General features: G+C 69.1%; 21 protein-coding genes and 1 pseudogene. 9 read left to right on the top strand and 13 right to left on the bottom strand.

Translation table 11 applies throughout. The features are described from left to right. Positions 1-5 precede the first annotated feature (5 nt). The 5 genes from asd to F4X11_23065 all read right to left on the bottom strand — a co-directional run bounded on the left by asd (position 6) and on the right by F4X11_23065 (position 4,861). Complete coding sequence (gene asd, locus F4X11_23085; GenBank protein MYN67875.1) at positions 6-1,100, bottom strand: aspartate-semialdehyde dehydrogenase; 1,095 nt, start codon at positions 1,098-1,100, stop codon at positions 6-8. Positions 1,101-1,148: 48 nt separating this feature from the next. Further along, the gene (locus F4X11_23080; protein ID MYN67874.1) at positions 1,149-1,703 is read right to left on the bottom strand and encodes a hypothetical protein; all 555 of its coding nucleotides are present in this window, start codon (positions 1,701-1,703) and stop codon (positions 1,149-1,151) included. Positions 1,704-1,886: 183 nt separating this feature from the next. Next, the gene (locus tag F4X11_23075; GenBank protein ID MYN67873.1) at positions 1,887-3,104 is read right to left on the bottom strand and encodes a divalent metal cation transporter; all 1,218 of its coding nucleotides are present in this window, start codon (positions 3,102-3,104) and stop codon (positions 1,887-1,889) included. Positions 3,105-3,114: 10 nt separating this feature from the next. Then, positions 3,115-3,849 carry a class I SAM-dependent methyltransferase gene (locus F4X11_23070; GenBank protein MYN67872.1) on the bottom strand — a complete coding sequence of 245 codons (735 nt, stop codon included), beginning with the start codon at positions 3,847-3,849 and terminating at the stop codon, positions 3,115-3,117. Positions 3,850-3,856: 7 nt separating this feature from the next. Next, entirely contained in the window at positions 3,857-4,861 is a 1,005-nt protein-coding gene (locus F4X11_23065) for a lyase (protein ID MYN67871.1), read from the bottom strand. 122 nt (positions 4,862-4,983) lie between these two features. Between F4X11_23065 and F4X11_23060 the strand changes: the two genes are divergently transcribed. Further along, positions 4,984-5,868: a prolyl oligopeptidase family serine peptidase gene (locus F4X11_23060; GenBank protein MYN67870.1), complete on the top strand. Its 885-nt coding sequence runs from the start codon at positions 4,984-4,986 to the stop codon at positions 5,866-5,868. 109 nt (positions 5,869-5,977) lie between these two features. Here the strand turns inward: F4X11_23060 and F4X11_23055 are convergent, their stop codons facing one another. After that, positions 5,978-6,799, bottom strand: coding sequence for a DUF4159 domain-containing protein (locus F4X11_23055; GenBank protein ID MYN67869.1), 822 nt, complete (start codon positions 6,797-6,799; stop codon positions 5,978-5,980). A gap of 222 nt (positions 6,800-7,021) precedes the next feature. After that, positions 7,022-9,184 carry a carboxypeptidase regulatory-like domain-containing protein gene (locus tag F4X11_23050; GenBank protein ID MYN67868.1) on the bottom strand — a complete coding sequence of 721 codons (2,163 nt, stop codon included), beginning with the start codon at positions 9,182-9,184 and terminating at the stop codon, positions 7,022-7,024. 242 nt (positions 9,185-9,426) lie between these two features. On the opposite strand from F4X11_23050, the gene F4X11_23045 reads away from it, so the two are divergent. The 7 genes and pseudogenes from F4X11_23045 to F4X11_23015 all read left to right on the top strand — a co-directional run bounded on the left by F4X11_23045 (position 9,427) and on the right by F4X11_23015 (position 17,307). Further along, a complete protein-coding gene (locus F4X11_23045; GenBank protein MYN67867.1) occupies positions 9,427-12,786 on the top strand; it encodes a TonB-dependent receptor in 3,360 nt (1,119 codons plus the stop codon). A gap of 194 nt (positions 12,787-12,980) precedes the next feature. Beyond that, positions 12,981-13,172 carry a hypothetical protein gene (locus tag F4X11_23040; GenBank protein ID MYN67866.1) on the top strand — a complete coding sequence of 64 codons (192 nt, stop codon included), beginning with the start codon at positions 12,981-12,983 and terminating at the stop codon, positions 13,170-13,172. Beyond that, complete coding sequence (locus F4X11_23035; GenBank protein ID MYN67865.1) at positions 13,159-13,488, top strand: type II toxin-antitoxin system PemK/MazF family toxin; 330 nt, start codon at positions 13,159-13,161, stop codon at positions 13,486-13,488. Before F4X11_23040 ends, F4X11_23035 begins: the two co-directional genes overlap by 14 nt. Continuing rightward, positions 13,464-15,980: an FtsX-like permease family protein gene (locus F4X11_23030; protein MYN67864.1), complete on the top strand. Its 2,517-nt coding sequence runs from the start codon at positions 13,464-13,466 to the stop codon at positions 15,978-15,980. Before F4X11_23035 ends, F4X11_23030 begins: the two co-directional genes overlap by 25 nt. Before the next feature lie 70 nt (positions 15,981-16,050). Continuing rightward, positions 16,051-16,473: a DUF1801 domain-containing protein gene (locus F4X11_23025; GenBank protein ID MYN67863.1), complete on the top strand. Its 423-nt coding sequence runs from the start codon at positions 16,051-16,053 to the stop codon at positions 16,471-16,473. A gap of 104 nt (positions 16,474-16,577) precedes the next feature. After that, a pseudogene (locus F4X11_23020) lies at positions 16,578-16,718 on the top strand (transcriptional regulator). 103 nt (positions 16,719-16,821) lie between these two features. After that, entirely contained in the window at positions 16,822-17,307 is a 486-nt protein-coding gene (locus F4X11_23015) for a carboxypeptidase regulatory-like domain-containing protein (GenBank protein ID MYN67862.1), read from the top strand. A gap of 38 nt (positions 17,308-17,345) precedes the next feature. Here the strand turns inward: F4X11_23015 and F4X11_23010 are convergent, their stop codons facing one another. From F4X11_23010 to F4X11_22990, 5 genes are all read right to left on the bottom strand, one after another. Then, a complete protein-coding gene (locus F4X11_23010; GenBank protein ID MYN67861.1) occupies positions 17,346-19,166 on the bottom strand; it encodes a PQQ-binding-like beta-propeller repeat protein in 1,821 nt (606 codons plus the stop codon). 87 nt (positions 19,167-19,253) lie between these two features. After that, positions 19,254-19,694, bottom strand: coding sequence for a glyoxalase/bleomycin resistance/extradiol dioxygenase family protein (locus F4X11_23005; GenBank protein MYN67860.1), 441 nt, complete (start codon positions 19,692-19,694; stop codon positions 19,254-19,256). Between the two features lie 201 nt (positions 19,695-19,895). Further along, positions 19,896-22,613, bottom strand: a complete 2,718-nt coding sequence (locus F4X11_23000; protein MYN67859.1) for an ABC transporter permease — start codon at positions 22,611-22,613, stop codon at positions 19,896-19,898. Between the two features lie 14 nt (positions 22,614-22,627). Continuing rightward, a complete protein-coding gene (locus F4X11_22995; GenBank protein ID MYN67858.1) occupies positions 22,628-22,972 on the bottom strand; it encodes a PadR family transcriptional regulator in 345 nt (114 codons plus the stop codon). A 266-nt stretch (positions 22,973-23,238) separates the two neighbouring features. Next, entirely contained in the window at positions 23,239-24,129 is an 891-nt protein-coding gene (locus tag F4X11_22990; GenBank protein ID MYN67857.1) for a hypothetical protein, read from the bottom strand. A 568-nt stretch (positions 24,130-24,697) separates the two neighbouring features. On the opposite strand from F4X11_22990, the gene F4X11_22985 reads away from it, so the two are divergent. Next, positions 24,698-25,132 carry a hypothetical protein gene (locus F4X11_22985; GenBank protein MYN67856.1) on the top strand — a complete coding sequence of 145 codons (435 nt, stop codon included), beginning with the start codon at positions 24,698-24,700 and terminating at the stop codon, positions 25,130-25,132. A 213-nt stretch (positions 25,133-25,345) separates the two neighbouring features. Here the strand turns inward: F4X11_22985 and F4X11_22980 are convergent, their stop codons facing one another. Continuing rightward, positions 25,346-25,990 (bottom strand): hypothetical protein, encoded by a 645-nt coding sequence (locus F4X11_22980; protein ID MYN67855.1) that lies wholly within the window; start codon positions 25,988-25,990, stop codon positions 25,346-25,348. Between the last annotated feature and the right edge of the window lie 19 nt (positions 25,991-26,009).

Raw genomic sequence — 26,009 nt, 5'->3', positions numbered from 1 at the left:
GGGAGTCAGAGCCTGCCCAGCAGGATCCGCAGCATCCGCCGGAGCGGCTCCGCGGCGCCCCAGAGGAGCTGATCGCCGACGGTGAAGCAGGTCAGGTAGTCGTCGCCGAACGTCGTCTTGCGGATGCGGCCCACCGGGACGTGGAGGCGGCCGGAGACGGCGGCCGGCGTGAGCCGCTCGTACGTCGCCTCACGGTCGTTCGGGACCACCTCGACCCAGTCGTTGGCGCCGCCGATGGCGGCCTCGATGTCCGTGATCGGGACGTCGGCGGTCAGCTTGACGGTCAGAGCCTGGCTGTGGCAGCGCATGGCGCCGATGCGCACGCATTGCCCGTCGATGGGGATGAAACGGCGGCTGCCCAGAATCTTGTTGGCCTCGTTCGCCGCCTTCCACTCCTCGCGCGACTGGCCGTTGTCCATGGGACCGCCGATCCAGGGGATCAGACTGCCGGCCAGGGGCACGCCGAAGTGCTCGGTGGGCAGGTCGCCGTTCGACATGCGCCCGGTGACGAGGCGGTCGAGCTCCAGCGCGGTCTGGTCGGGCGACCGACAGCCCGCCAGGTCGCCCATCTGGCGGACGAGCTCGATCATGTGCCGGGCGCCGGCGCCCGACGCCGACTGGTAGGTCATGCACGTCATCCACTCGACCCAGCCGCGGTCGAACAGCCCCTGCAGGCCCATCAACATCAGGCTGACCGTGCAGTTGCCGCCGATGAAGTCCTTCGTGCCGGCGTCGAGCGCCTCGTCGATGACCCGGCGGTTCACCGGGTCGAGGATGACCACGCTCGAGTCGTTCATGCGCAGCGCAGACGCCGCGTCGATCCAGTAACCGTCCCAGCCGCGCCGGCGCAGCGCGCCGTGGACCGCCTTCGTGTAGTCGCCGCCCTGGCACGTCACGACGATGTCGGCCTGCGCGAGGGCCCGCACGTCGTGGGCGTCGCCCAGCGGCTCGGCGCCCCCGATCTCGGGACCGCGCCGACCTGCCTGGGAGGTGGAGAAGAACAGCGGGTCGCAGCCGCCGAAGTCGCCCTCGGACTGCATGCGGTCCAGCAGGACCGAGCCGACCATGCCGCGCCAGCCGACGAAGCCTACGGTCTTCATTGGAGTACCCCGGAACCGAGCATGATAGCAGGCGGTATCGGCCGGCCGTCAGGGGCTGGTGGGACGCGTCGTCGCCGACGCCGTGTAGATGAAATCTCCGAACTCCGAGGCGTCGTCGTTCGCCGCGTTGGCCGCCGCGTGGAAAGTGACGGATGTCGCGTTGGCGGCAGGCGGGCGCCACTCGATGGTCCAGGAGGTCGCGCCCGGGCCGGTGAGCGTGGTTCCAGGCTCGGTGTGCTGGGCGTAGGTCACGCCGTTCGGCCCCGAGACGACCTGCACGCGTTCGTCGCCGGCGAGGCCCTGCAGGGTACCCGCCGGTTCGCCGGCGTCGTTGCCTTCGCTCACGCGTGCCGCCAACTGGAAGCCGGCGCGTCCCATCCCGGAGCGTTCCAGAGAGACGGTGATGCGGTAGGTCGCCGCCGGGTCGAACGTCTCCGGCAACCCGTCGAGCTCCAGCGAGCCGCCTGGATCGTCGAGGTCGTTCTCGAAATGGCAGGCGTGGCAGGTATCGTCGCCGAAGCCGCCGGCGTGGGCCGTTGGAGGGCCGTCCAGGTAGGCGGCCTTCGGCGGGGGAGCGGCCGCAGTCAGCAGCGCCGCCGTCAGAGCCCCGGCACAGGCGGCGGCGCGCCGGCCACGGCGCGCGGCGATTCCGCCTTCCGTTTCCACGGCGCAAGAGGGCGCGCCGTTCGAGTGCATTCGTGTCAATGTGTCACGTCTCGTGCCCGCACACACCCTGTCGTGTGTATGGGCGTCGCGGTGACCGTGCTGACGCAGTGCCAACCCGTGCTAACCCGCCAGACCGAGGATCCGGGCCATCTGCACCGACGCGAGTCCGAAGATGACGAGCACCACCACCGCGCCGAGCAGGTTGGCGGGCCGCGAGTTGCGGTACTTGCCCATTATCCCGCTGCGGTTCGCCACGACGAGCAGCAGGATCGGGGTCAGCGGCAGCAGGATCGCGTTGCCGGCCTGGGCGAGCAGGATGATCTGGTACGGCGAGGCTCCCAGGAAGATCCCGCAGAACATGCCGGTCAGCAGCACGAAGCCCCAGAGCAGGCGGAAGCGCGGGCTCCTGAGGTCCGAGCCCCAGCCGAGCGCGCCCCCGGCGGCATAGGCGGCGGCCAGCGGCGCGGTGATCGCCGAGGTCACGCCGGCGGAGAAGAGTCCGATGCCGAAGAACACCGGGGCCGCGCTGCCGAGCAGCGGCTCGAGGCGCGCCGCCACCGTTGCGGCGTCGGCGGCGTCCGCGCCCTGCCCGAGCAGGGGAGAGGCGGCGATTACCACCGCCGCCGTGATCAGGCCGCCGAGCGCGACCGAGAACAGGGTGTCCTGCCGGCACTCGCGGATGTTCTGCTCGTTCCTGTCCGCGTCCGGCCAGCGCTCGAGGACGGCACTAGCATGGAGGAAGAGGTTGTAGGGGATGACGGTGGTGCCGATGAGCGCCAGCACGGTGAGCAGCGCTCCCTCCGGCACCCGTGGAACCAGCAGCCCCGAGAGCAGGTCGCTCGGACTCGGGGCGCTGAGTACGGCCACCAGGAAGAAGACCACGCTCATCAGTCCCACCAGCGCGACCAGCGCGTTCTGGATGGTCTTGTAGGTGCCGGTCATCAACAGGGCGCCGGCCACCCCGCCGACCAGCGCCACCAGAAGCCCCTGCGGCAGTCCGGTGAGCAGGCTGAGGCCGAGCGACGCGCCGAGCAGGTTGCCGGTCTGAAAGGCGGCGTTGCCGATCAGGATGCTCAGCGCGATGAGGCCGAGCGCGCCGGTCCGGACCACCGGGTTGCCCAGGCTGTCGCGTATGGCCTCGGCGAGCCCGCGCCGCCCGGCCAGGCCCACGCGCGCCGCCATGTCCTGCAGGATGGCGGTGGTCACGACCGAGAAGAGAACCGCCCAGAGCAGAGCGGTCCCGTACCCGGCGCCGGCCCGGCTCGCGGTCACGATGGTGCCGGGTCCGATGAAGGCGGCGGCAACCAGGAAACCCGGTCCGGCGCGGAAGCGACGCATCGTGCAGATCCTACTTCGTCGCCGCGTAGGCGATCACCGGCGGGTTGGCGAGGAAGTCGTCCCAGAAGGGGTTGTTCCGCTCGTCGGGTTCCAGGGAGACCCCGAGCCAGCGGAAGTCGCGGAACCCGGTCTTCCGGAAGGCATCGTCGTAGGTCTCGGGCTTCAGGAAGAAGTTGTGGAACTCGAACTGCCCGCCGTCCGGGTTGGTGAACCGGTAGTGAATCGGGTCGCCTTCTTTCGGCGCCGACGGCGGGCCCGTCTTTTCGAGGCCGTACTGACGCCACGAGACAGTTCCCCGCGGCGGGCGCAGGACGTTGTCGTTGAAGCCGACGATCCGGCCGCCGGGCCGCAGCGCGTCGTGGCAGACGCGCAGGAAGCGGAGCAGCTTCGCCGGGGTCCCGGCGTAGTGCAGCAGGTACATGGCCACGACCAGGTCCGCCGCGCCCGGTTGCGGCTCGAAGTCGGCGACGTCCCGGCAGAGAAACGAGCAGCCGAGCGGGTCGCGCGCTTCCTCCCGCTCGGCCAGGCGGACCATCTCCGCCGAGACATCGATTCCCGTCACGCTGGCTGCACCGGCCCTCTTGAGCAGGCGCGTGTAGAAGCCCGCGCCGCAGGCGAGATCCAGCAGCGTCAGCCCGCGAACGTCTCCCAAGGCCTCGAACAGCGTGTAGCGCTCGATGGCCTTCCGGAAGGGGAGCTGCTTCGAGTCCCGGTACGCCTCGGCGATCGCGTCGTACTGGGCCACGCGTCGACTACGGCACGCGCGCGCGGCCGATGTTGTTCGTGTCGGTGCCGAACCAGATCTCGCGCGCCGGCGCGTGGTAGTACATGTGGCGCACGGTCCCGCCGCCGCTCGCGATCGCGGTAGATGCGAAGAACTCCTCGGTCGCCGGGTCGAAGCCGACGAACCGGTTCGGCATGGTCCCCGATTCCACGAAGTAGAGCCGGTCCTTGTCGTCCACCGACATGCCGTACGGGCGCGCCGAGGCGCCGCCCGGGACGGCCCATTCCTGCACATCACCGGTTTCCGGATCGAAGCGCCCGAGGTTGCCGCCCGCGTAGTCGACGTACCAGAGATGCCCCTCCGAGGTCAGGGCCAGGCGGCGGGGTCTTGCCTCGGCGCGCGGCAGGTCGAACTCCTCGAGCTCCATCGTCTCCGGATCGACGGTGGCGAGCTTGTTCGTGCCGAACTGGCAGAACCAGGCGCGGTTGTTCGCGTCGACGACGATGCCGTAGGGACGGCGGCCGCGGCCCTCGATCGGGATGAGCTCCACGGTGCGGGTCCGCGTGCCGAGCTTGCCGACGAAGCTGCCGCCCTGCACCGAGAACCAGATGTCGCCGTTGTGGTCGAAGGTGAGCGTATGCGGATCACGCGCCTCGGGCGTCGGCATCATGATCTTCTCGATGTCCCCGGTCTCGGGGTCGAGCCGGCCGATGTGCATCGCCCGGTTGCCCGCGTACCACACGATTCCGTCGTCGTCGACGATCAGGTTGTGCGGCCCCGTGCCCGGGTCGAGCTCGTAGCGCCGGAAGTCGCCCGTCGCCGGATCGAGGTAGGCGAGGTAGTTGCCCCGCTGTCCGACGAACCAGACCCGCCCCTGGCCGTCCACGTAGGGGTCGCGGGGCCGGGTGTTCTCCCAGGGAACCACCCACTCGGTGATCTCGATGTCCTCGGCCGCGGCCGGGGCGGCGCCGAGCGTGCCGAAAGCCCCGAACGCGATGACGGCCGCCAGCAACGCCGATATCTGCTTTCTCATGGTGCACCTCACTCGTGAATACTAACGAAACCCTACGGTGCAAGCGACTGCACCAGGCTGCGGCGCGTTTACCGGGGACACCGTCCGCGGACCCGCGCGGCGTCAGGTGCATCCGCCGCCGTATGATCCTTGCAACAGCGCATCCGGCCGGGCGGCGATGGACCACCGGGACGCGCAGGAGGAAAGCGATGCAGACAATCCCTCGTTCGGTCGGTCCCGCTCTGACGCTCGCGGGCGCGCTCTGGCTCGTCGCCGGCGTCCCCACGGATCTGCTGGCCCAGCGCGAGGCGCGCGACAACGAGTACGCGGTCAACGACCCGCGCGTCCAGCATCGTTCGTACGTGATGGAAGAGACCGGCGAGACCATCCCCTACGCCCTCTTCGTGCCCTCGAGCTACGACCCGGCGACTCCTGCACCGCTGATGGTCTCGCTGCACGGGGCGGGGCGCCAGTACGACTGGCTGATGAACTACGCGGGCTTTCTCGATCTGGCGGAGCACCACGGGTACGTCGTGGTGACGCCGCTCGGCTACACGCGGCGGGGAGGATACGGCTACCGCGGCGATTCGGAGCAGGACCGCCGGGCCGAGCAGGACGTCATGAACGTGTTCCGGCTGGTGACCGGGGAGCTCAACGTCGACGAGAACCGGATCTACCTGTGGGGCCATTCCATGGGCGGCGCCGGCACCTACTACCTCGCCAGCCGCTACCCCGACGTCTGGGCCGGGCTCGCCGCGGTGGCCGGCGGCAGCATGAACGCCGGCTACGTCGACGCGGAGGCAATCCGCCACATCCCGTTCCTGGTGATCCAGGGCTCGGACGATCGTGTCGTTCCCACCGCGGGGGTGCGAGCGTCGGTGGCGAGGATGAGCGAGCTGGGCATGCGGCACCTCTACATCGAGATCCCCGGCGGCGATCACTCGCTCTTCATCTCGAGGAACCCGAAGGTGGTCGAGCACCTCTTCTCGTTCTTCAACCTCGTCTCGAAGAAGACGCGGGCTCACTGACAGGGACTGGCGGCGGCTTCGAATCGGATTCAGGGCCCGCGGCCGGCAAAGCGGACGATGGGCGCAGTCGGTGGCGGCGATGCGGGTCGCGCCGCAGGCGCGGCGCGGTTCAGTGGCTCATGGCGTAGAGCAGGACGTTGACCCCCAGCGAGTAGCCGTCCGGCGCGAAGTTCTCGAAGAAGCGCGGGTCGTCTCCCTCGCGCTCCCACGCGTCCTGGATGTCGGTGTTGTGCGTCATCGCCACCATGATGCGCCCGCGCTCGTCGAAGATGACGCGGAAGTGGGGCTCGGCGCTGTCGCGGCCGCGCTCGGACGTGCGCCCCCCGGAGCGCCGCCAGAAGCCGATGTTGGCGATCTGCGGCACCTCCCAAATCTGGAACAGCGTGTTGAACAACGCGTGCTCGATCGGCAGGTCGACGATCGGATACTGTCCGGCCGGCAACACCTTGTGAATCTGGCTCACCCACTGGGCCCACTCCCAGCTTCCCCAGAAGTCGTCGACCCACAGGAAGCCGCCCTTCAGCAGGTACTCGCGGAGGCGGCCGGCGTCCTCGCCGGAGAGCACCATCGATCCGACGGCGGAGGCGATGATGAAGGGGCAGCCGAAGATCGTGTCGTTCGTGACCGGGACGACCCAGTGGATCGGCTCGTCGTCGGCGTCGAAGTTGACATCGGTCGTCGACAGCTCCGACAGCCGGATCATGAAGTTGATGTCGGCGAAGGGGTAGTCGGTGGACCAGCGGCCCATGCCGCGGCCCGTGTACTCGCTGGAGTACATGAGCCGGCAGAAGGAGAAGCCGGCGTCGCGCTGCTCCGGAGGACGGATGCGGGGCGGATACCGAGTCCGCCAGCCCCACTGGCCGAACGCGGCATTGGCGGCGAGCGCCAGTACGACCGCCAGCGCGGCACCGACGAAAGCCGGCCGCTTCATTCCGCCATTCTGCCACAGTGCGGCGCGCCGCCCGCGGAATTTCTGTCGCCGGGACGCCCCATCTCGAATCCAAGGCACTTCGAACGCGACAGGAAGTGGCGGCGGCCCGTTCCCGTGGGGAGGGCGGCGCAGGCTACCGTATGGAGGCTTCCCGCGGGCAGTGCCGTAATGGACACTGCCCGCGGGGTTGTACAGGAGCTGCGAGCCTTCGACCGCGCTCCCTCAGTTCGCCAGCGGGTGCGGCCGCACCTGGAACTTCAGCATCCCCGGCTTCACGCCCGGGCCGCCCTCGATGTGCCAGGTGACCGCCGCGCCGTAGGTGGCCCACACGCCGCGTCCCTTCCAGCCGGCGTCCGGGTCGTCGATGCGGCCGTCGAGGCCGCGCGTGAAGAAGCCCTGCGGATACGGCACCCGCAGCACGACCCACTCGCCGCTGTCCGGGTCGAGCGCCAGCAGCGAGTCGGAGTTCGAGCCTGTCGCGATCGGGACGTCCCTGCCCAGTCCGAGCGTGTCCCACTGGTCGACCCAGTTGTAGTAGTGGTAGTCGGCCCGAACCGGCGGCTCGGTGCCGGGAATCGTCGGCCCCGGGGTGGGGTAGAGGGTCCAGCCCTCGACGCAGTGGCGCCCCTCGGCCGTGCTCGGGCCGTTGTGCACGGCGCACTTCGTCCGGTCGAAGCTGGCCATGTGGCTCGAGCCGGACAGCGCGGTCCAGATGACGCCGTCGCGGTCGATGTCGATGCCGCGGGAGCCGAAGCCGCGCTTCTCGGGCGGCACGTTCGGATCGAGGACCGACGGCACCTCGTACATCTCGGTCACGCAACTCTCCGGCGGGTTGTCGCCGACGTGCAGCCGGGCGAGCCGGCCCGGGAACCGGTTCGAGCTGATCCAGATTGCCTTCTCGTCGGTCGGGTCGGCGATGACGCCGTAGCTGCCGATGGAAACGCGCGTGTCGAGCGCCGGGTCGTGCTCGACCTCCCGGCCGCGCACCGCCGGCTCGTTCCACGGCTTCGTGATCGCGCCGTCGCCGTTGGTGTCGAGCACCGTGGGGCACCAGCCCTGCGAGATCCGCTCGTTGGCGGTCTCGTCGTACAGCCTGGTGTCGATCCAGCCGATGGCCTGTCCGCCGCCGCTGAAGTAGAGCGTGTCGTTGTCGTCCTCGGCGAACTGCAGGTGGTGGGTCCCGAAGCAGGTGTCGACCAGCACGAACTGCTCCTGATCCGGCTCGTAGAAGACCGCCGAGCGGAAGCCGTTCGCCAGCGGGAAGTACTGCGCGTACGGATTGTCCGAGCCCTCTCTGCAATAGTCCGGGTTGGCGCGGTTGCGGATCGCCGAGGTCATCCAGACCCGCCCCTTCTGGTCCATCATCGGGTTGTGCGGGTTGGCCGGGTCGTTCCAGATGAGCTCGTCTCCGTAGAACCGGGACGGCGCCGGCATGGACATGGCGATCATCCCCGGCACTGTGTCGGGGTCGACGCGCAGCGGGACGTCCAGGCTGGAAGCGGTGTGGGTCACCGGGTCGAGGATCGTGAGCGCGTCGTTGGAGATGTTCACGCCGTAGACGGGACCGTCGCCGTTGATGGTCGGATCGCGCTTGTCGGTGGTGATCTCGTCGTGGATGTAGTCGATCTCGGTGCCCCACTCCCACATCGAGACCACGACGTTGCGCTCGACCCCCTGCGGCCGCGGCGGGGCCTCGGGCACGGCGCCGGCGGCGATGCGGTCGCTCCAGTCGGCGAACATCCGCAGGCCGCGCATCCGGCCGAAGCGGTTCATGACGTTGGTCATCTGCCCGCCGCGCTGGCCCATCTGCACGCGGTGGTTCCAGGCCTCGAGGCTGGAGTCGAACTGGTCGAGGTTGTCGATCTCGCGGATGATGCGGCTGCCGAGCTGGTGGCACAGCATGCAGCCCTGCTTCTGGATGTCCACCCACTGGTCCTGGTGCTGCAGGGTGGCGGCGATGCCGTTGCCGTCCTCGCCGGTCCCCGGAAACTCGGTCGGCACGGGCGGCTGGATCAGCGAGTACCAGTAGTTGGCCGGGTAGACCTTCGCCGCATCGGCCGGCGTCGGGGCCACCGTGGCCTCCAGGTCCACCGTGTCGCCCGGCATCGCGGTCACGGCGTCGGAATCGATCAGGCCGTAGCCGCGCACCCACACGTCGTAGGTCGCGTCCGGCAGATCGGGGATCAGGTACCGGCCGCCGTCGCCGGTCACCACGCTCTTGACGAACTTGGTCGGCAGGGAAGTGGTCTCGGCGATCACCCAGACCCCCTCCTCGGGGCCGTTGGCGCTGGTGACCACGCCGCTGATGTCGGCCTCCGGCGCCTGCGCCCCGCTCGCGGCGCGGCCTGACGCCGAGAGGGACACCAACGCCGCGGCGACGAACATCGCGGCGACCGACGCTCCTGCGAAACGCTTGCTCATGGCTATCCTCCGTGTTGCGGTCCGGCCGGCGCTCTGCGGTGACTGCTGGCGGCCGTTCGTGCCGAGCATGCCCCCGCGGGGGATGGACCGTCAAGGGTGCATGCGTTGTCGTCGGAGGAAAGCGGAGGAGGCGCTCGGGGTTGCGTCGTGGAGCGCGAGGAGTATAGTGAGGGCCGGGCCGCCGCCGCGTTGCGTGACCGCGGCTCGTGTCGTTCGCGGTCGAGCTCGCGTCGTCGGTAGTTGGCGTTCACCCGGAGAGCGGAAGCTATGCTGGGGCCAACATCATCCGCGGCGACTGCCCGCGGCCTCGTCGAAGCGAAGCGGACCGGCCGGTGCCGGCGCTCGCGTCTCTCCTTCCATTGCGTACGGTCGGCCCCTCCATCGTTTCCGTTTCCCCGGAACGCCGCGTTCGTCGGAAACACTCGCGGAACGGAGGTGGAATCGTGCAGTGCGTCCGCAAGATCAGCTACGCCTGGATCCTGCTCGCGGGCCTGGCGCTGTGGCCGGCGTCGGCCGCGGCCCAGAGCGCGATCGGCGGCCAGGTCACCGACAACACCGGCGGCATCCTTCCGGGTGTCACGGTGGAGGCCTCGAGTCCGGAGCTCATCGAGGGCAGCCGCATCGCCGTCACCGACGGCCAGGGGCGGTACAGCATCGTCAACCTGCGGCCCGGCCTCTACAGCCTGACGTTCTCGCTCGCCGGCTTCGGCACGGTCGTGCAGGAGGCCTACGACCTGCCGTCCGAGTTCACGGCCGAGCTCGATATCCAGTTGTCCGTCGGGGCTCTCGAGGAGACGGTGACCGTTTCCGGCGCGGCGCCGACCGTCGACGTGCAGCAGGCGGCCCGCGTGCAGGTGCTCTCCCGCGAGGTGCTCGACAACGTCATCAACACGGGCAGCCCGTGGACCCAGGCGATGATGGTCCCGGGCGTCTCGATGGCGGGAGTCGACGTCGGCGGGTCGCGCTACGTCAACGACCTGCAGCTCGAGGCGCGCGGCGCCAACGCCAAGCACACCACCGTCATGCAGGAGGGCATGGCCCTCGACCTGCTCGCCCTCGAAGGGGTCCCGGTCATGTACAACCAGGATCTGGCGACCCAGGAGATGGCGGTGCAGGCGGGCGGCGGCGGCGGCAACGCCGAGATGCAGGCCGGCGGCGTCGTGATGAACATCATCCCCAAGGAGGGGGGCAACACCTTCAGCGGCCAGGGCTACGTCGGCCACACCGCCGGGGGCTGGATCTCCAACAACTACTCGGACCGGCTGCGGCAGGCGGGCACCACCGAGGCGGCCGAGTTCAACAAGCTGTTCGACTACTCCGGGTCGATCGGCGGGCCGATCATCCAGGACAAGCTCTGGTTCCACGAGTCGGTCCGCTACTGGGGCGCCTGGACGCCGGAGCCGGGCTGGCTGTTCGACGATCGGAGCCAGTTCTTCAACGAAGAGGACATCATCTCCAGCGTCACCCGGTTCACCTTCCAGGCGAACCCGAACAACAAGTTCAGCGCCACCCTCGACCGGCTGAACAAGCGGCGCGGGCCCTACATCGACCTGCCGCACGAGGCGCGCTACCGCGGGCAGTGGCAGGCCGCGCCCGAGTCGGCGTTGATTCAGTCCGCGTTCCTGCTCGACGATCAGCGCGGCCCCGACCCGGAGACCGCCCGCAACTACCAGAACAAGGGGCAGGGCTGGCACCACGCCCCGTACTGGCAGGGGCAGGCGAAGTGGACGTCGACGATCAGCAGCCGGTTGCTGTTCGAGGCGGGCTACGGCAGCTCCGGTGTCGCCGACTGCTGCAGCGACCCGCAGCCGAACACCGTGTTTCCGCGCTGGTCCGACAACTGGCTGCAGTTCGTGCACAAGCGCGACCTCGACCGAAACATCCAGTTCGACTCGGTGGAGGACTTCACCTGGAACCTGCCGGGCGAGCGGGTGATGACCAATATTTCCTACGTGACCGGCTCGCACAACTTCAAGACCGGCTTCTCCTACGCCTGGGGGACGGCTGAGCAGCACCGCTTCAACAACGGCGACATCAGCCGGATCAACATCCGCGACGGGCGCGCCTACGAGGTGCTGGCGGGCAACTATCCGTTCATCCGGCTGAACTCGGTCAAGGAGACCGGTTGGTTCGTCCAGGACGCCTGGACCGTCGACCGCGTCACGATTACCGGCGGCCTGCGCGCCGACTGGCTCAACGGGTCGGTGCCGCCGCAGCGCGTGCCCGACGGCCGCTTCGCCAAGGGGCGCGACTTTGCCGAGGTGACCTGCGTGCCGTGCTGGGGTCCGGAGTGGTCGCCGCGCATCGGCGTCGCCTGGGACGTCTTCGGTGACGCGAGGACCGCGCTGAAGTTCAGCACCGGCAAGTACCTGACCCCGACCACCACGGCATTGCCGAACCGGGTGAATCCGATGGCCCTGACGACGTTTGCCCTGCCCTGGAGCGACCCGAACGGCGACAGCATCGTGCAGGACCACGAGCTCGACTTCAACCGGCTGCCGCCCAACTTCGGCACGCGGCGGCTCGACGATATCGACCCGAACCTGGTGCGGGAATGGAACATCGAGACCTCGGTCAGCGTGGAGCGGGAGCTCACGCGCAACGTCTCGCTGAGCGTCGGCTGGTACCGCCGGTCGTTCCACGACATCCTCTTCACCGACCGCGGCTACGAGGGGATGTTCATCTACAACCAGAACTGGGAGGCGCCGGGCTCGTTCCGGGCGGTCGAGGTGGTCAACCCGCTCAACGGCGAGGTCTTCAACGTGTACGACCTGGCCAGCGCGGACCTCGCGGGGCAGGTGGACAACCTGGTCACCAACCCCATCGGCCACACCGGCGTCTACAACGGGATCGAGATCGCCCTGAATGCGCGGCTGCCGGGCGGCGGACAGCTCATCTCCAGCCTGACGACGCAGCGCAAGATCACGAGCGAGTGCGACAACCGGGGCGACCCGAACGGCGATCGCTTCTGCGACCGAACCGACATGAGCCGCTACAACGTCAGCCTGCCGGGCGGCATGCAGGTCGCCTACGACGGGGTCGATTTCAAGAACGACTTCAAGCTCGGCGGCTACTTCCCGCTGCCCGGCGGCGCGCAGTTCAGCCTGGTGCTGAACAGCGTCACCGGCCGGCTGACCGGTGACATCCAGCGCGTGGACGAGCTGCTGCCGGTCAACTGGGTCATCAACCGGAACACCGTCTATACCGCCGACGGCGGATCCACCGGTCGTTCCCCGACGTGTCAGGGCGCGACGATCAACGGCGCGCCGTGCATGCCCGGGATGCCCGTCATCCCGGACATGGTGCAGTCGTCGATCACGGTGCCCGTCGCGCCGGCCGGCACCATCCACCAGTTGCCCCGGACCAACATGGTGAACTTCAGCTTCCAGCGGATCTTCAACGCGGCGGGCGTCGAGTTCCGCCCGCAGCTCGAGATCTACAACGTGACCAACACCGACGTCTGGTACGCCGAGGCGTCGACCAACTACACCTCCGGCGTCTGGGCGCAGCCGAGCCGCTACGTCCTCGGCCGGATGCTGCGGCTGTCGACGCAGTTGAGCTGGTAGCTCGCGGGGGCGCGGCTCCGCCCAAGGATGGAGTCGCGCCCTTCCTTCCCCGACCGCGGGTCCCCGCCCAGTCCGGCGGGGCCACGGTCCTTTGCATGAGGTTCCGCGCGTCCTTGTCGGACGCGGCGTAACGCGTTACAGTGCTCTTCATGGACGAAGGGCAGACAGCCACGCCAGCCTCTCCAGCGGAGCGGATGCGGGCAATGCGTGCACGTCGTCGCGGACTCGCAGAACGCGAGATTCGGTTGACGCTGCCGGACGCCCGTAGCGCCGCGGTGCGGGCGCGCGTTGCGGATGCGGTCACCAGGCTCGATCCGGCCAGCGAGGCAGACGCGCTGACGTGGATCGAGGCCGTCTCGGATTTCGATGCGGCTGCGGCGCGGTGACGTGGTGACGGTTTCCGCCCCCGGCGACTTCGGCAAGCCGAGGCCGGCGGTGATTGTTCAGAGTGACGTGTTCCCGCAGGAGCATGCGTCGGTCATCGTGTGCCAGATGACCTCCACCCTGGTCGATGCCCCGGATTTCCGCGCGACTATTGCACCCTCCGAGGCTAACGGCCTGAAGAAGACCTCACAGATCATGGCCGACAAGCCGGTCACCGTGCGACGCGAGCGGATCAGCGCGCGGATCGGACGGTTGGACTTGCCGGACGTCCGGCGGCTGAACCGGACGGTCGCATTCTGCATGGGGCTGTCGGATTGATCGAGCGGCCACTCGCGCAGCGCCTGGAGATCAACCAGGGGTCGATCTACTGGCTCGACACGCTGTGGCAGGACGTGCGCTATGGCGCGCGCGTGCTGCGCCGGGCGCCCCGGTTCACCCTCGCGGTGGTACTCATCCTGGGACTCGGCGTGGGTATGACCACGGCGGTGTTCGCCATCGTCGACAGCGTGCTGCTGAACGCGGTGCCATTCGCGGATGCGCAGCGGCTGGTGGAGCTGAACCGGTTCGGACCGACCGGCGGCGGTCCGGGCCAGCCGGCGGCGATGGTGGAGAGCTGGCGCAACGAGGGGACGCTGTTCGACGGCGTCGAGGCGTACGTCCACGTAGAGCGTGTCTTCATCGGGGGCAGGGAGCCGGAGGCGATGCAGGGCGCCCGCCTATCGCCGGGCCTGTTCCCGCTCCTTGGCGTCGCGCCCGCGCTCGGACGGGCCTTTGCGCCGGACGAGACGCTCGGCACCGTCGCGATCATCGGCCACGCGACCTGGATGACACGTTTCGGGGGGGACGCGGCCATCGTCGGCCGGCCGCTGCGCTTCAGCGACGGCGAGCTCACGATCGTGGGCGTGATGCCGGCGTCGTTTCGGTTCCCCGACGCACACACTGTCTTCTGGGCGCCGTTGGACGTGGGGCGCCGGGCCGCTTCCGGCGATCCGGGCGAGGGCCGGGTCTCGGTGGGCGCGCGACTCGGGCGAGACGTGACGTTCGAGCAGGCCGATGCGCGGGCGGCGGCGCTGTCCACCCAGTGGAACCCCGAGTGGGCCTCGGCCGGGTTCACCACCCGTCTCAGGTCGCTGAACCAGCTCGCCGGGCTCGGCGTCGATGGCCAGTTCGCGTGGGTCCAGCAGCGGCGGGCCGCGTTGTTCCTGGTGTTCGGGCTGGCCGCCTGCGTACTGCTAATCGCGTGGGCCAACGCCGCGAACCTGTTCCTGTCGCAGGCGTTGTCCCGCACGCGCGAGTTCGCGATCCGCGCCGCGGCGGGGGCGAGCCGGCCGCGGCTCTGCCGTCAGCTCCTTACCGAGTCGGTGCTCATCGCCGCCTTGGCGGGGCTGCTCGGGCTGGTGTTCGCGCGGTGGCTGGCCGGACTCGCCGCCGCCAACGTGCCGCCCGAGTTCGGCCGGGGACTGCTGAACCCCATCGACGTGGACAGCCGGGTGACGGCCTGGGCGGCGATGGCGGCCCTGTTCGCCGGCGTAGCGGCGACTCTGCCGCCGGCACTCCTCACGGTAGGCCGCGATCTCATGGGGCAGATCCAGGGACGCGGGTCGCACCGCGCCAGCGACCACGGCCGCCTGCGGGGCGGGCTCGTCGCCGTGCAGAGCACCCTGGCCGTCGTGCTGCTGATCGGCGCGTTGCTGATGGGACGCTCCCTCTGGACCCTGCTCGACGTCGACATCGGCTGGACGGCCGACGATGCCGTGGCGCTGGAGCCCCGCTTGTCCGGGGACCGCTATGAAGGGGCGGAGGCGCGCTCCCGCTTCCTTGCGCAGCTCGCCGATCTGACCGTGGCGGTCCCGGGCGTCGAGCGCGCCGCGCCGGCCGAGCAGGTGCCGTTTCTGCCCGCCATGTTCTCGTTCGGCCGGTTGGACGCCGACGAGGCGAACATCGCCCAGGCCGCGGTCACCATCAACTACGTCCCGAACCGCTACTTCGCCGCCGCCGAGATCCCGATTCTCGAGGGGCGCGGGTTCGATGCGGACGCCGCCCGGACCGATGCCGCGCTCGTCAGCCGCGATCTCGCCGACCGGCTGTGGCCGCCCGGCACCGCGGTCGGGCAGCGCTTTCGGATGCCCCGCCTGGCCTTGCTGAACGACGGCGACTGGCTCACCGTGGTCGGCGTGGCCGGCAGCGTGTACACGAACGCCTTCGGCATCGACGTCGACCGGCCGGACCCGTTCGAGATCTACCTGCCCTGGGCCAGTCGGAGCGGTATGTGGCGACAGCCCCGGTTCGTGCTGGTCCGGACGGCCGCCGGTTCCGACCCCATCGGGCTGCTCAAGCAACAGGTGTGGAGGCTCGATCCGCAGCTCCCGGTCACCGTCCACGCCATGGACGACGTGGTCGCGGCCACCCTCGCCCAGCCGCGTTTCATCACGATGCTGCTGGCGGCGTTCGCCCTGCTCGCGGTGCTCCTGGCCGGCGCCGGCCTGTATGCGGTGGTGGCGTACGAGACGAGCGCGCGGACGCGGGAGATCGGGGTGCGGGTCGCGCTCGGCGCTACCCGCGGCGCGGTGATCCGGCATGTCCTGGGGCGCTCCGTGCTGCAGTCGTTCGCCGGTACCGTGCTCGGGCTCTTGGGAGCCGTCGCGCTGACCCGGTTGCTGGCGCCCCCGCTGTATGGGATTGCGCCGACGGATCCGACGACGTTCGCAGTTGCCGCCGTGCTGCTGTTCGCGGCAGCAGCCGCGGGCGCCTGGCTGCCCGCCCGGCGGGCGGCGGCGACGGAGCCGACGACGGCGCTGCGCACGGAATAGCGCCGCTTGGGCCGAGTCCGTCTTCGTCACCAAGACCAGGCGGGGGTCTTCAGCGGATACACTCGGCCCCATGGCCGAGCTGAAGACGAAGCAGAACGACGCGGACGTCGGGGCCTTCCTCGACGGTATCGAGAACGAGAAACGCCGGGAGGACTGCCGCGCCGTCGTCGACCTGATGGCCGGTGTCACGGGTGAGCCGCCCGCGATGTGGGGCGACAGCATCATCGGCTTCGGCAGCTACCACTACAAGTACCCCTCCGGGCGCGAGGGCGACTGGATGGCGACCGGCGTGTCGCCGCGCAAGCAGAGCCTGACAGTCTACATCATGACCGGCTTCCAGCGGCACGAGGCGCTGATGAGAAATCTCGGCCGCTACACGACGGGGAAGTCGTGCCTCTACATCAAGAAGCTGGAGGACATCGACATGGACGTGCTGCGGGAGCTCGTCCGGGAGTCGTTCGACCGGGTGTCGAAGGGCCAGTACGGCTGGTGACGCGTACAGAACCCTTGCCGCACGCGGCCCGCGCCATAATCGAAGAGGATTGACGCGGCATCGGAACCGGAGGCAGTGGAGGCATGCTCGGCGACGCAGAACTGATCGCGGAAGCCATGAAGAACATGGGCTTCATGCAGCGCTTCGGAATCGGCATCGAGACGGCCCGCAGGACGTTGGCGGAGAACGGCAATCCACCGCCCGAGTTCGACGTGCAGGACGCTTTCGTGCTCGTCACCGTTCGGAGACGGCCAATGACGACCGTCGCCTTCTTCAAAACAACAACCCGATGGTTCTGTCTGATTCTTGCACCATGGACGCAACGCTACAGCGACGAGTGCTCACGGTATGATGCGAACGGGAGGTTTCTCCATGCGAGTTACCGCTTCGGCTCTGTTCGCGGCGTTCATTCTGGCGTCTGCGTTCGCGTCGGCACAGGACGGGGTCATCGTCGGCCAAGTGCTCGACACAGCCGGCGACGCTTTGCCAGGGGTCACCGTTCAGGCAGTCGGCTCGACGCTGGGCGAGCCACGCCTCGACGTGACCGACCTCGATGGCCGGTACCGGATCGCGGATCTGCCGCGGGACACCTACGCCGTCCTGTTCACGTTGCCTGGATTCCGCTCTGTCGTCCACGAAGGCATCGACGTGGGCATGGGTCTGAGGGCGACGGTGAACGCGGAGATGGTGGTCGGTCTGGACGACGATGTTCCCGAGTCGCTGATCGTCCCGCTACAGGCCGGAGCCGCCGCGCTCGAATGCACTTTTCGCCCCGACGGCGTCATCGCCGCGTGCCGCCGCGTCTTCGTCACAGGTGAGTTGCTGCGGCCTTGAATACCGTCCCGGCGTCCGCGCCCAAGACGACCGCCACGTCACTCCGGTAACGCGAAGACGAACAGATTGTTCCCGGCGCTCGGCGTGATTTCCGGCGTCAGCCGGATGAACCCCGACGCGGTGCCGGCCGTCCCCGTGCTCACCGCCACGTACTGCCGGCCGTCGACCGCGTAGGTGATGGGGAAGCCGGTGACCGCCGAGCCGAGATTGATTTCCCAGAGCACCGCGCCGGTCTCGTCGTCGAACGCCCGGAAGCGCCCGTTGACGTCGCCGCCGAACACGAGCCCGCCGCCGGTCGCGACGAGCGACATGGTGGCGGTTCGCTGTGAGTGGATCCACTCGGTGGCGCCGGTCTCGGCCGAGATCGCCTGCACCGTACCGAGTTGATCGAAGCCCGGGGCGAACTCGGTACGCACCGCGAGCGCGTAGAGATCCATGCCGCCGTCGCGGGTGGCCATCATCCGCGCGCAGGCGTTGCGCAACGGCATGTACATGCGGTTGGTCCGGGGGCTGTAGGCGCCGGCCTCCCAGTCCTTGCCGCCGATCCAGGTGGGGCAGGCCAGCACGTCCTGGCCCTCGGCGCTGAAGACGACCTCGGCGTTCTCGATGACGTCACCGGTGGCCCCGTCGATGGCTCTGATGACGTTCTGGGTCACCGTCGGCCGCGCCCAGAGGAACTCGCCGGTGGCCCGGTCGAGCGCATAGACGACGCCGGTCTTGCCGGGAATGCCGGTCAGGACCCGGCGCGTCTCGCCGGGGGTGAGTCGCGGGTTGATCCAGCTCACCGCCGCCGGGTCGGGCGCCACCGCCGTGTCGACGAGGATGCGCTCGAAGGGGTGATCGAGGTCCCAGTGGTCGTTGAGGTGCTGGTAGTACCACACGATCTCGCCCGTGTCGCCGTGGAGGGCCAGCGTGGAGTTGTGGTACAGGTGCTGGTTCTCGACGCCCCCGAGCATGAACTTCGGCGCGGGAGAGGTGACCGACGTGCCGACGTAGACGAGGTTCAGCGCCGGGTCGTAGCTCGGCGCCATCCAGGATCCGACGTGCACGCGTTCCTCGAAGGGGATGCCGCCCCAGGTTTCGTCGCCCGGCTCGCCGGGGGCCGGGACGGTACGCCGCCGCCAGATCTCCTCGCCGGTCGTCGCGTCGTGGGCGGTGATGACGCAGGCTTCGGGGCCGCCGCGCGGCATGCAGCTTCGCCCGGACACGACCTTGCCGCCGGCGATGATCGGTCCCGACGAGTGGCGGGCCGGGTTCCTGGTGTAGTCGAGGATCGGCGTCTCCCAGGCGAGCCGGCCCGTCTCGACGTCGAGGGCGAAGACGTGATTGTCGACGCTGGTGTCGATGATGTGGCGGCCGTAGATCGCGATGTTCCGGTTCGTCGTGAGATTGCCGACGTACTCGGTGACGTCTTCCGGATTGTCGCGGCGGTACTCCCAGACGAGATCGCCGGTCTCGGCGTCGATGGCCTGGATGACGTCCCCGGGATTGGGCATGTAGAGCACGCCCCCGTAGGCCAGCGGGGTCCCTTCCTGGCTGCCCTCGGTCAGGGCGCGCGACCAGACCATGCGCAGACTGCCGACGTTGTCGCGGTCGACCTGGTCGAGCGGGCTGTAGCCCCAGCCGTCGGGCGTGCGGCGCCACGTCAGCCAGTCCGCCGGCGCCGGATCCTCGAGCATGGCGTCGGTGACCGGCACGAAGTCCGAGGACGTCTGTGCGTGGACGACCGGCGAGAACGTGGTCAGCAACGGCAGGGCGATAGCGGCGTGCAGTGCGAATCGTGCGGCGCGTGACAGGTACGGCATCTCGATACCTCCATACGCGGGGAGAGCCGGCGATCCGACCGACGACCCGGGCATCTTACCGCTACGTGGATCTACCGCTGCTTGCACGGCGGGGCGGCAGGCCCGGCGCGGAGGCTGTTCCGCCGCCGGCGGGCGTGCGGCTCAGGTGCAGCAGGTTGCGGATGTGGTGTCGTCGGTTGTGCAGGACGATTGGCTGCCGGCGGCCGTCTTGTGGAGTTGCCCGGCGTCTCCGGACTTGACGTACCACTCCCAGCGGGCGCCGTCGGGGTCGACCAGCCACGTCTCGGTCTTCTCCGCGTAGCAGCAGATGGCGTCCTCGACGCCGGTGGTCTCGAGTCCGGCCCCGCGCAGGCGGCGTTCGGCCGCCGCGACCTCCTCGGCCGTCTCCGCCTCGACGCCCAGGTGATTGAGGGTCGCTCCCTCCCGGCTCTCGAAGAGGACCAGCTTCAGCGGCGGATCGGCGATCGCGAAGTTCGCGTAGCCGGGCTTCACCTTCGCGGGGGCAGTGTCGAACAGGCGGGAATAGAATGTGATCGCCTTGTCGAGGTCGGTCACGTTGATGGCAAGCTGGACTCGGGACATGGCGCGCTCCTTCGATGGCGTCAAGGCATCGCTGGCAGTCTGTGTTTCTCGCAAGTCATTCATAGTACGGGACTTGCTTGCGGAACTCCAGCCACGATTCGCGCGTTGACTTCCACTTTGCCAAACGGGAAAGCTACTGGCCGCCGGCAGCTTGTCTTGCACCCGTCCGGCCCAGCCGGGTCGGCACGGCGGCCACTGAACTCACTCTTTGTGGAGGGCGGTCAGGGGGTCGACGCGCGCGGCGCGGCGCGCGGGGAACCAGACAGCCGCCGCCGCGATTCCCGCCAGCAGCGCAGCCGCCTGCACGATCGTGATCGGGTCGGTGGGGGCGAGACCGTGGATCAGGCTCGCGATCAGGCGTCCGGCGAGCAGCACCATGCCGACCCCGGCCGCGACGCCGGCGGCGACGAGCACCAGCGACTCGCGCAGGACCATCCAGGCGATGCCCGTCGACGGCGCGCCGAGTGCCATCCGGATGCCGACCTCGTTGGTGCGCTGCGTGACGGTGTACGAGGCCAGCCCGAACAGCCCGATGGCGGCCAGCAGCGTCGCCAGGCCGCCGAAGGCGGTATAGGCGAGGGCGTAGAGGCGCTCGTCGGACAACCGCTGCTCGATCGCCGCGGTCTGGGTGGTGACGTTCATGATCGGGAGCCGCGGGTCGATCTGCCGGACGGCTTCGCGCACCGCCGGCGTCAGGGCGTTCGGGGGGCCGCCGGTCCGGACCGCGAACGTGGCGGCGCGCAGGGGAGACTGCACGGCCGAGCGGAACACCGTCGGCGGCACCGCGCCCCGGAGGTCGTCGTAGCGGTTGTCCCGGGCGACGCCAACGACCTCGATCTCGCCGCGCTCCTCCTGGTCGAAACCGAACCGCCGGCCGACGGCATTCTCGACCCCGAACAGCTCCGTCGCGGCGGCTGCGTTGATCACTGCGACCCTCGGCGCGTCCGCGTCGTCGCGGGCCTCGAAGGCGCGTCCCGCCAGCAGCGAAATCTCCATCGTGTCGAAGAAGCCGGGCGCCACGGTCATCATGTGCGTGGCGCGTCCCGGGTCGGTCCCGCCCTCGACGTGGACCGTGCCCCTCGACCTCCCGCCGGCCAGTAGCGCCTGCTGCGCCATGGTGACGGAGCGCACGCCCGGCAGCCGCTGCACGCTGTCGCGGACCCTGGCGTAGAGCGCGACCGACTCCTCGGGGCCGTAGCCGCTCCGCGCCGAGTCCATCTGGAACAGCAGCACCTGCTCCGGATTGAACCCGACGTCGACGCCTCGCAGGTTGGCCAGGGTCTTGAGGAAGAGCCCGGCGCCGACCAGCAGCGCCAGCGACAACGCGACCTGGACCACGATCAACGCCCGGCTCAGCCGGGAGCGCGACAGGGTCACGCTCCGGCTCTGTTCCTTGAGCGCGTCCAACGGCTCGGCGCGGGTGGCGCGCAGGGCCGGCACGAGACTGAACATCATCCCGGCGGCCAGGCTCAGCATCGCGGCGAACGCGAAGACCCGCCAGTCGAACGGGCTCGTCTGGCCGAACGGCAGCAGTCCACGCGCCGCCCAGGCAACAGGCAGCGCGAGCGCCCCACCGGTCGCCGACAGGAACAGGCTCTCGGTCACCAGTTGCCGAATCAGCCGTCCCCGCGAAGCGCCGACCGACATGCGGATCGCCACCTCGCGGTGTCGTGACACCGCCCGCGACAGCAGCAGCGTGGCCACGTTGGCGCACACGATGAGCAGGACGAGGGCGACGACGACGCCCAGGACGAGGGCCTGGCCGGACGACCGGGGATTCGCGTCGTAGAGGCCCTGCCGGCCGGAATCGACGAGCAGCCGCGGCTCGGCGCTCAGATCGCGGTTCCGCGGGAGCGCCCGTTCTTCCTCGGACAGGCCGTCGAGGTGCGACGCCAGCGCCGATTGCGCGGCGGCCCGGAGCACCCCGTCCAGGTTGCCCTGCACCTGGGCCGCGGTCGCCCCCGGTTTCAGCCGCCCCATGATCGGGAGCCACCACGTCGTCCCGTCCGCCAGGCGATCGTCGCGTTCCGGCAGGGGCAGGGTGGCGAGGGGCAGGTGCACGTCGGCGGCGGCGGCGTCCGGCCGCCGAATGCCGGTGTAGCCGGGGGGGAGCACGCCCACGATGGTGGTGGGGACGTCGTTCACGCGGATGACCTTGCCTACCGCTTCCTCGTCCGCGTCGAAGCGGCGTTGCCGGAACCGATGGCTGATCATCGCCACCGGCTCGGCTCCCGGCCGGTCGTCGTCGGGGCCGATGGCGCGGCCCGCGGCCGGCCGCAGGCCGAGGACCCCGAAGTAGCCGCCGGTAGCGGCGAAGCCGGTTGCGACCTCGGCCCTGCCGTCGACGATCAGGGTCAACGGCGTCTGCGCCACCGCGAACAGCCCGGAGAGCGTCTCGTTGGCGTCCCGCAGGGCTTCGAAGACGGGGTAGGAGAAGTACCCCTGGACGCCGTCTCCCCGGGTGTAGCCGTAGGAGATCCCAACATGCCTGGCGCCGTTGTCGCCGGTCCAACGCAGGCGTACGAGACCGTCGGGGTCCGGGACCGGAATCGTCCTGAAGAGCAGCCCGTCGACGGCGCTGAAGAGCGCGGTGTTGGCGCCGATGCCCAAGGCGAGCGAGGCCAGCACGACGAGCGCCCAGCCCTTGGCCTTCTGCACCCCCCGTATCGCGGAGCGAATGTCGTGAAGGAAGCGCTCGGCAGGAGCCCAGCCCCAGGCTTCGCGGGTCAACTCGCGGATGAGCGTCACGTTGCCGAAATCGCGCTGCGCAGCAGCGCGGGCCTCCTTGGGTGACATCCCGGCGGCCATCAGCTCCTCGGTCTCGTTGGCGAGATGAAATCGGATCTCCTCGTCGAGCTCGCTTTCCTGCCCATGCCGGCGGAAGAGCGAGCGCAGCCGGAGATGGAGTTGCCGCCACATGATCGTGCCTCCCTCTATTCGGCGGGCCGCAGCACCCGGGCCATGGCCACCGACAGCGCCTCCCAGCGCGACTGCTGCACCGTGAGGTGCTTGCGGCCGGCCGCGGTGAGGTGGTAGTAGCGGGCGCGCTTGCCCTTGTCCGACTTCTTCCACTCGGCCGCGATCCAGCCGCGCCCCTCCAGCTTGTGCAGGGCGGGGTACAACGAGCCCGTCTCGATCTGCAGCGCGTTCTCCGAGACGCGCTGGATGTGCTTGGCGATGGCGTGGCCGTGCGAGGGCCCGTAGAGGAGGGTGCGCAGGATCAGCAGGTCGAGGGTGCCGTAGAGCAGCTCGACCCGGTTGTTCGGGGGCTCTGTCATTGTGTAGGCATGCTACTAAATTATTGAGTGGCGTGTCTACTAAAACGTGTTGAGCTCCTGGTCGGTGATCGTCCTCCAGGCACTGTCACGCCTGTTGAAACGGTCGGGTGCCGATGCCCGCAGCATCCGCACTCCCACCCGAGGGTCATGTGCAGGGCCGGCTCCGCGGATGACTTGGCGCGCAAGCTGCGGCGGTACACGGACGTCTACGCGAAAAGTGAGAAGCCTCTCCGGTGGAAGTACGCCGACCCCATGCGGCGCTTCACTCATGGAAGAGCTTTCTTCAAGGACAGTCCACTAGCGGCCCAGGCGGCGGCGCAGAAGAACAGCGTGTCGCCCAGCACGGAGATCACCCGTGCGAGCGTGACCGCCAGCAGCAACTCTTCGTCCTGCACGTCACCGCGCAGCAGGAACAACAGCACCAACTCGCGCACGCCGAGCCCCGCGGGTGCGCCAGGCGTGGCGAAACCTGCCAGCCAGGCGAGCGTGTAGGCGCCGCAGAAGGACAGCCACGCGGCCGAGTCGGGCAGCGCGTCGAGTAGGCTGAGCAACCAAAGAAAGACAACCGCGCCGAACAGCAGAATCAGGAGGTGGGCGCCGAGCACCCTGGCCATCCGCGCGCCCGCCGTCACCCGCGCCGCCAGGAGACCTAGCACGACGACCGCCGCACCGGCATGGGGAGTCGACAGCCACCCGAGCCTGCCATCGACCAACGGCAGCGCCCAAAGGCCGATAATGGCGCCGGCCGCCGCCAGCGACAGCAACTCGTATAGCGACGACCGGCCGAGGACGCCGTGCGGCAGGCCATCGGCCGCCCCCCGGGCTTGGCGGCTGACGAAGTGAAAGACGTTGCCCGGAATGTATTTCGCCAGTTGTGAGAGGCCGTAAGTGCCGACGGACCAGCGCAGTCCAGGACGCTCGCCGTTCGTCGCCAGCAAATCCCGCCAAGCGCAGGCCAGCAGCACGCCGCCGGCGGCATAGAGCAACGCTAGCGCCGGTACCGCAAGCCAGACGGCCCGCGGCACGAGCGCCACGGCCAGATCGGCGCGATACTCCAGGAACCGCACGGCGACGTAGACGAGGCTGCAGACGGCGAGCGCCGTTCCGACGCGGCGCAACCACCATGGTGCGCCGTGCGTCACTTCTCGCTTCTTCATCGTGAAAACCGCCCGACCGGGCCAGCAGGCGCGCTCACGGGCCGTGGCGAGGGGACGAGCGTCGCGGCGCCGAGTCCGAGTTCGCGGCGCCGTCCGCGGACGACGAAACGCCGGATCCAGCTTCGGGTCCTGGTCGGTTGGACGAACAGGTACAGGCCATTGCCGTCCGCGTACCTTCCACGCGGCGCGGAACGGACGAAGGCGGCCGAGAGCCCCTTGTCGGGATGGCGTCCCCGGCGCGTCAGGGCAGCGTGAGCTGTATGATCTCCGTAAGACACTCATACGAAGTGCTTTACGTGTCGCATCTCGACCATGATTCTCTCGTCGCTTCCCCCATTCGTGTCGGGAATCCACAGGACCACCGACGCCCCCCGCGGACCGCATCGCATCGTAGTCTACCCGTCTCCCGCGACCCTGAAACGCCCGGCGGTCCGCCCGAGAACCACGCGGAAAATCTCGTCGGAGGCTGCGGGGACCCACCGTACGAAGCAGTCACCGGCCACGTCAAGCACTTGCGCGAATCGACGAGCCGCTTCGCGGAGGCCGGCCCGACGTAGAATCTCCGTTCATGACTGACCCGCAGGGCTCCGGGCAACCGACCCTCCCTTCGGCTACGGAACTCCGGGCGATGACGTACGAGCAACTCATCGGTCAGATTGTGAGGGATGGCCAGTGGGGAAACTCGGCGATAGCTGAAATCCACCGAAGATCGATTCAGGCATCGGACACACAGGGGCAGAGGATGTGGTGGCTGACGCTCACCATCGCCGCGCTTGCGGTCGTCCAGATCGTCCTCGCCTTTCTTCCAGGCTCATCTCGGACGGACGTCCGGATCGACGATCTGCGCTCCGATACGCAGACCCATCATGCGGAGATCCGGACGGACGTGCGCGGTCTTGATGATCGAGTCCGCGCTGTCGAAGTTGCTCTCGGGAAGCTCACGGATGACGATCCGGACGATGGCGCTCAGGGTGGCCCCGAACCCGGCGCCGCCGGTCACTGAGATCCGCAAGCGAGGGGTGGTCAGTTGCGCCCTCTGGTGAGGATGCTGAGCCCCACGGTCGCCGCCGGTGACGACCTCGGCGGCAGTAGGGATGACCTCAGCGCTCTATCGAGTCTCGCGCTGACCACGTCCACCACGGTCACGCGCCGCTCAACGAGCCTTCGGGCTTCCAGGGCTTCCGCCACGGGGCTCTTCGCACCCCCCCACGACCAGTTAGTCTCGTACGAGCCAGGGTTGCAGAACACGAGGCAGAAAGAACCACAACCCGCCGACGATGATCACGCCGACCAAGTCGGTCAGCCCGTGGGGCTCGCCGAACCTGAGCAGGACGAAACTCACGGGAAGCAACGCCAGCAGCACTCTCGCCAACGAGCGGTCGATCGGGTCGTGCGGTGCGACCAACCGTTGCGCGGGGGAGCGGAGATCGCATAGCGCCCAGTAGATCGCCATGCAGGCGACCGTTCCGAACAACAACGGCCCTACCAGTTGCAGCGGGATGATCACGCCCAGCGTGCCGAGCTGCAACGTGAGCCTGTCGCCAAGCGCGACCGCTCTTTCTGTGATGACGACTGCCAGAGCGGCGTGCCATGCCGGAAACACCCAGCGGAACGGCGGGCGAGCCCCGCGCCAGCCACGAGTCACCGGCCAGCACGCCAGCGCCGCTCCGAGAACTGGGAACCAGTAGTCGCCCGAGAGGCCGGCTCCTCGCATGCCCCAGAGTCCCCATTCGTAGCTGCGGCCGTCGAACGCGCAGCGGACGGTTGGCAGCCAGAACACCAGTGTTGTTAGTGAAGTCCAGGTGAGCAAGACGCGCAGCAGCCGGTCGGGTTGCCAAGCGACGGGTCTCGAAGGTTCCATCGTTCTCCCCTTGGGAGCG

The sequence above is a fragment of the Acidobacteriota bacterium genome, assembly GCA_009861545.1.
GTDB lineage: Bacteria > Acidobacteriota > Vicinamibacteria > Vicinamibacterales > UBA8438 > WTFV01.
This window is presented reverse-complemented; position numbering and strand designations above follow the sequence as displayed.